Origin of the sequence: Arthrobacter sp. HMWF013 (assembly GCF_003061105.1) — a bacterium.
Classification (GTDB): Bacteria; Actinomycetota; Actinomycetes; order Actinomycetales; family Micrococcaceae; genus Arthrobacter.
In genome coordinates this window covers 1-5900 of record NZ_QAIQ01000260.1, presented here as the reverse complement: position 1 = coordinate 5900, position 5900 = coordinate 1, and the positions used below count along the sequence as shown (strand labels likewise).

The window sequence follows — 5900 nt, the reverse complement described above, 5'->3', positions numbered from 1 at the left end:
TGCCCGCCGGCAGCCGTTTTTGACTGCACGTACTTGGAGCCCACCTTGGACGCCACGATCACGCCTTCGCTGGCTACCCCGATCCCGTAACCTCCACGCCTGACCAGCAGAAGTCCAACCCGGCGCGGCTGGGAGGCAAGGGAGGCGAGCCGCTCCAATGCATCATTCCCGCGTCCGGGGCGTCCATCAGCCGGCCACGGCGCCTGCAACAGTGCACTGGCGCCGTCGGCCGCACGGAGCCGCACGCCGTCGTCGTCCTCTAATACCTCGAAGCCGCCGTGAGCGGCACCGAACCGGCCCGCCCAGCCCATCAGCCGGGGTCCCGGAATGCAGGCCGTCCGGACGGACGCCGGACGTCCGTTGCCGGCTGCGGCGTGTGCGGTCATTGCTGGACCCCTGGTGATGGACTTGGGAGTTGACGGACGTCCGGACGCGGAAAACGTTGGGCGAACTAGAAGTAGCCTATCTATGTGGATGATCTCTTCGGCCAAGGGCCAGGCAATGACGACGACGACGGCGACGGTCCGTCGCCGTCCGGCGGAAGTTCGGCCCGCCGGAACTCATCGCCCCGCAGCCCGTTGGCGGTCCGCATGCGTCCCCGCACCCTGGACGATGTGGTGGGGCAACAGCACCTGCTGGGCCAGGGTTCGCCGCTGCGGCAACTCGCCGCAGGCACCGACGCCGTGGGCCCGGCAGGCCCGAGCTCGCTGATCCTCTGGGGGCCGCCCGGCACCGGAAAGACCACGCTCGCCCACGTGATCGCCAAGGGGACCGGGCGGAAGTTTGTGGAACTGTCCGCAATCACCGCAGGGGTCAAGGATGTCCGGCGGGTCATGGACGACGCCCTGACGGCCCGGGACTTGTACAAAACCACCACGGTTCTTTTCCTCGATGAAATCCACCGGTTCAACAAGGCCCAACAGGACGCACTGCTCCCGGGAGTGGAGAACCGCTGGGTGGTCCTGGTGGCGGCCACTACCGAGAACCCTTCCTTTTCCGTGGTTTCCCCGCTGCTTTCCAGATCCCTGCTGCTGACGCTGAAACCCTTGACCGAAGCGGACATTGAGGGGCTCCTGCAGCGGGCCGTCGCTGACGAACGCGGGCTCAACGGCAAAGTCGAGCTGAGCGCGGAAGCGCTGGCCCATCTGGTCCGGCTCTCGGGCGGCGACGCCCGGCGGGCGCTGACCGCCTTGGAGGCTGCCGCCGGGGTGGCTTTCGGCGACGCGGATGACGTTGACACGGCGGAGGCTCCCGTCACTGTTGAGCTGAAGCACACGGAGCGGGCGCTCGACGTGGCAGCTGTGCGCTATGACAGGGCAGGGGACCAGCACTACGACGTCGCCAGCGCCTTCATCAAGTCCGTCCGGGGCTCTGACGTGGACGCGTCGCTGCATTACCTGGCCAGGATGCTGGAGGCAGGGGAGGACCCGCGGTTCATCGCCCGCCGCATCGTCATCTCCGCCGCCGAAGACGTGGGCATGGCGGACCCCACTGCATTGCAGACTGCCGTGGCTGCCGCCCAGGCGGTCCAGCTGATCGGCATGCCCGAGGCGCGGATCGTGCTGGCTGAGGCTGTGGTCCACCTGGCCACGGCCCCCAAGTCCAATGCCGCCTATCTGGGCATCAACAAGGCAATTGCAGACGTCCGGGCAGGCCTGGGCAACGGAATCCCGGCGCACCTGCGCGATGCGCATTACCCCGGATCCAAGCAGCTGGGGCACGGCCTGGGCTACAAGTACGCCCACGACGCGCCGCACTCGGTGGCCAGCCAGCAGTACCCGCCGGATGATCTCGTGGGCCGCGACTACTACGAGCCCACCGCGAACGGCGCGGAGCGGGACATTGCCGTGCGCCTCGAACGGCTCCGGAAGATCATCCGCGGAAGCTGAAGGGCAACGGTGCGGCGGCTGATGCGGCAACTGCCGGACCGGCCGGTGAAGTGCGCCGACGGCGGGAATCCTGCTAAGATGGTTCGTTGTCTGGCAAGGCACGGACGCAATCCCCAACATCCTTCAGTAATTTCTGCTGTTTGTCGGGGCCGCCCTGTGCCCAGTAGCAAAAGGCAGCGGTTGGCCGATGCTCTCCATCGTGGAGGCCAGTAACACTGACACACCGCAGATATTGGAAGGACACAAGTGGCTAACAACACTCGTGCTCGCCGTACAGCACGCCTCTCGCGTGCACTCGGCATCGCTCTGACCCCCAAGGCCGCCAAGTACATGGAGCGCCGGCCGTACGGCCCCGGTGAGCATGGCCGTGCCCGCAAGAAGCAGGACTCCGACTACGCCGTACGTCTGCGCGAAAAGCAGCGTCTGCGCGCCCAGTACGGCATCCGCGAAGCCCAGATGACCCGTGCCTTCGAAGAAGCACGCCGCACCAAGGGCCTGACCGGTGAAAACCTGATCGAACTGCTCGAAATGCGTCTCGACGCCCTCGTGCTCCGTGCAGGCTTCGCCCGCACCATCGCCCAGGCCCGCCAGCTTGTTGTGCACCGCCACATCATGGTTGACGGCATCCGCGTTGACCGCCCGTCCTTCCGCGTCGGCGAGGGCCAGCTGGTCCACGTCCACACCCGCAGCGAAACCATGGTTCCGCTCCAGGTTGCCGCAGCCGGCGCGCACCGCGACGTCCTTCCCCAGGTTCCCGCCTACCTGGACGTCAAGCTTGACGCCCTGCAGGCACGCCTGGTTCGCCGCCCGAAGCGCTCCGAGGTCCCCGTGACCTGCGAAGAGCAGCTCGTCGTCGAATTCTACGCACGCTAAATCCCAGCAGCGTATCCAAGGAAGCCCGTGGCAAGCGCCACGGGCTTCTTTGTATGTAAGGTACTTGGGGGACATCTGCGGAACGCATTAAGGCAGCGTGCGCGGAAGTAACGGATCCACGTCAGTTTCAAGGAGATGAACGTCTATGTCTGGTGGCGATATTGCCGGCCTGATCGCGGCCGGAGTGTTTGCGCTCCTGGTGCTGCTGCTTGCTGTGCCCATCCTGAAGCTCGGCAGTGTGTTTGATGAAATCAGGACTTCCATCCGCTCCATCAGCGACGGCGCCACGCCCCTGATGGACGAAGTCACCGCCACGGTCTCAACCACCAACCAGCAGCTGAAAAAGGTGGATGGCATCGCGTCCAACGTTTCCGATGCTTCAGCGAACCTCTCCGCCTTGTCCTCGCTCGTGGCCGCCACGGTGGGCTCACCGCTGATCAAGGTTGCCGCCTTCAGTTACGGCGTGCGCACTGCCCTCGCCTCCCGCAAGAAGCCAGCCGCAGCCGGCCGGCGCAGCCGCTAGACCACCCGGAGAAACTGATATGAAACGACTTGTCTGGATGGGAATCGGCGTAGCGATCGGGGTCATCGCATTCCGAAAGGTCAGCGAAGCCCAGTCCAACCTGGGACCCGAAGGCCTCAACCGGGCGGTAAGCCGGCTGGCCGACGGCTTCTACGACTTCGCGGACGCAGTCCGGTCCGGAATGCACGAGCGTGAGACCGATCTCCGCACTGCCCTGGGCGTCGACGCCCCGGCCGTTACCTCGCAGGAAGCAGCCCGGCGCTAAACCTCCGGCCTTAAACGCGCGAGAATTAAACCAGCGGTCCGGACTTTCCGGAACGGTCTGCCGGAACCGCTGTCTGAATCAAACTGTCACGCCGCCGTGCGTGAACCAAGAAGGGTATGTAATCAGCTCATGAAGTCGCAGGAGATCACAAAGCGCTGGGTGGACTTTTTTGTCAGCAAAGGCCACACCGCCGTTCCCTCCGCCTCGCTGGTCTCCAGCGACCCCTCACTGCTGTTCACGGTGGCCGGCATGGTCCCGTTCATCCCTTACCTGACGGCCCGCGAAGAAGCGCCCTACGCCCGCGCCACCAGCGTCCAGAAGTGCATCCGCACCGGTGACATCGAGGAAGTCGGCAAAACTGCCCGCCACGGCACCTTCTTCCAGATGTGCGGCAACTTCTCCTTCGGCGACTACTTCAAGGAAGACGCCATCAAATTCGCGTGGGAGCTGCTCACGAAGAGCGTCGACGACGGCGGATACGGACTGCCGCCCGAACGGCTGTGGGTAACGGTCTATGAAGAGGACGATGAGGCCAAGGAACTCTGGCTGAAGAACACCGGCGTTCCGGCTGAGCGCATCCAGCGGATGGGCAAGGCGGACAACTACTGGCACACCGGCCAGCCCGGGCCGGCTGGCCCCTGCTCGGAAATCTATTACGACCGGGGACCCGCGTACGGCGTTGAAGGCGGTCCGCTGGCCGACGAAAACCGTTATGTCGAGATCTGGAACCTGGTGTTCATGCAGTACCAGATCGACAACGTCCGCTCGAAGGACGACTTCGACATCGTGGGCGAACTGCCCAAGAAGAACATCGACACAGGCCTTGGCATGGAGCGCCTCGCCATGATCCTGCAGGGCGTCGAGAACATGTACGAGACCGACCAGGTCCGGCCTGTGATCGACAAGGCAGCGGAGCTGTCCGGCCGGGAATACACCTCGGCTGAAACACCTGATGATCCGCACCACACGGACGACGTCCGGATGCGCGTCGTGGGGGACCACATCCGCTCGGCCCTGATGCTGATTGCCGACGGCGTGACCCCCTCGAATGAAGGCCGCGGCTACGTCCTGCGCCGCCTTATCCGCCGCGCAGTGCGCTCGATGCGCCTGCTCGGCGTCGAAAAGGCCTGCCTGCCGGACCTGCTGCCCGCCTCGCGTGACGCCATGAAGGGTGTCTACCCGGTGGTGGAGACCGATTTCGACCGCATCAGCCGGATCGCCTACGCCGAGGAGCGGGCGTTCCTGCGCACCATTGCCTCGGGCACCGCACGCCTTGAGGACGCCGTCACGGAGTCCAAGGCCGCAGGACAGCCCCTTTCCGGCGCCGACGCCTTTGCCCTGCACGACACCTACGGTTTCCCGATCGACCTCACGCTGGAGATGGCGGAGGAAGCCGGGCTCAAGGTGGACGAACCCGAGTTCCGCCGCCTGATGCTTGAACAGCGCCGCCGCGCCCAGGCAGACGCCAAGGGCAAAAAGGGCGGCCACGCCGATCTCAGCGCCTTCCAGGAACTCCTGGGCCAGGGCGAGACGGTGTTCACCGGTTACACCGATCTGGACGGTGAATCACGGGTCCGCGGGATCCTCAGCGGCGGCCGGCCGGTGGCGCAGGCGTCGACGGGCGACGAAATCGAACTCGTCCTCGCCGAGACGCCCTTCTACGCCGAAGCCGGTGGCCAGGCTGCCGATACCGGGCTCATCACCGGTGACGGTTTTGTGGTCGAGGTCCTCGACGTCCAGCGCCCGCTGAAGGGACTCAGCGTCCACAAGGCCATTGTCCGCGAGGGTGAGATCGGCTCGGACGTCCTGGTGAAGGCTGCCGTGGACCGGGAACGCCGCCACGCTGCCGAGCAGGCGCACACCGGCACGCACATTGTGCACGCCGCACTGCACCAGATCCTCGGGCCGGAAGCCACGCAGCGCGGCTCCTTCAACAAGGCAGGCTACCTGCGCTTCGACTTTGCCTGGGGCGAAGGCCTCAGTGCCGCCACCCGCTCCGAAATCGAGGAAGTATCCAACCTCGCCATCCGTAACAACTACCGGGTGGACACCAGGGTCATGGGGCTCGCCGAGGCCAAAGCCCTGGGCGCCATGGCGCTGTTCGGCGAGAATTATGGCAGCGAGGTCCGCGTTGTGGAAATCGACGGCGCCTGGTCCCGTGAGCTCTGCGGCGGCACGCACGTGGCCAACACCTCCCTCATCGGCAGCCTGTCGCTGCTGGGCGAACAGTCCGTCGGTTCAGGAAACCGCCGGGTCGAGGCCTTTGTAGGCATGGACGCTTTCCGCCACCTCGCTGCCGAACGAGCCCTGGTGACCGAACTGACTGAACTGCTCAAGGTCCCCTCAGGCC

General features: G+C 65.5%; 6 protein-coding genes. 5 read left to right on the top strand and 1 reads right to left on the bottom strand.

The features are described 5' to 3' along the window. Nucleotides 1-386, bottom strand: a 386-nt coding sequence (locus DBR22_RS24465; RefSeq protein ID WP_375134949.1) for an acVLRF1 family peptidyl-tRNA hydrolase, incomplete at its 3' end; no start/stop codon positions are given. A gap of 84 nt (nucleotides 387-470) precedes the next feature. Between DBR22_RS24465 and DBR22_RS10435 the strand changes: the two genes are divergently transcribed. The 5 genes from DBR22_RS10435 to alaS all read left to right on the top strand — a co-directional run. Further along, nucleotides 471-1889, top strand: a complete 1419-nt coding sequence (locus DBR22_RS10435; RefSeq protein WP_108598961.1) for a replication-associated recombination protein A — start codon at nucleotides 471-473, stop codon at nucleotides 1887-1889. Nucleotides 1890-2135: 246 nt separating this feature from the next. Beyond that, entirely contained in the window at nucleotides 2136-2762 is a 627-nt protein-coding gene (gene rpsD / locus DBR22_RS10430; RefSeq protein ID WP_056340296.1) for a 30S ribosomal protein S4, read from the top strand. Between the two features lie 145 nt (nucleotides 2763-2907). Continuing rightward, on the top strand, nucleotides 2908-3285 hold the full coding sequence (locus DBR22_RS10425; RefSeq protein WP_108598960.1) for a DUF948 domain-containing protein: 378 nt from the start codon (nucleotides 2908-2910) through the stop codon (nucleotides 3283-3285). Nucleotides 3286-3304: 19 nt separating this feature from the next. Beyond that, nucleotides 3305-3550, top strand: a complete 246-nt coding sequence (locus DBR22_RS10420; RefSeq protein WP_258229136.1) for a DUF6167 family protein — start codon at nucleotides 3305-3307, stop codon at nucleotides 3548-3550. A gap of 129 nt (nucleotides 3551-3679) precedes the next feature. Beyond that, on the top strand, nucleotides 3680-5900 hold a 2221-nt coding region (gene alaS, locus DBR22_RS10415; protein ID WP_108598959.1), incomplete at its 3' end, for an alanine--tRNA ligase.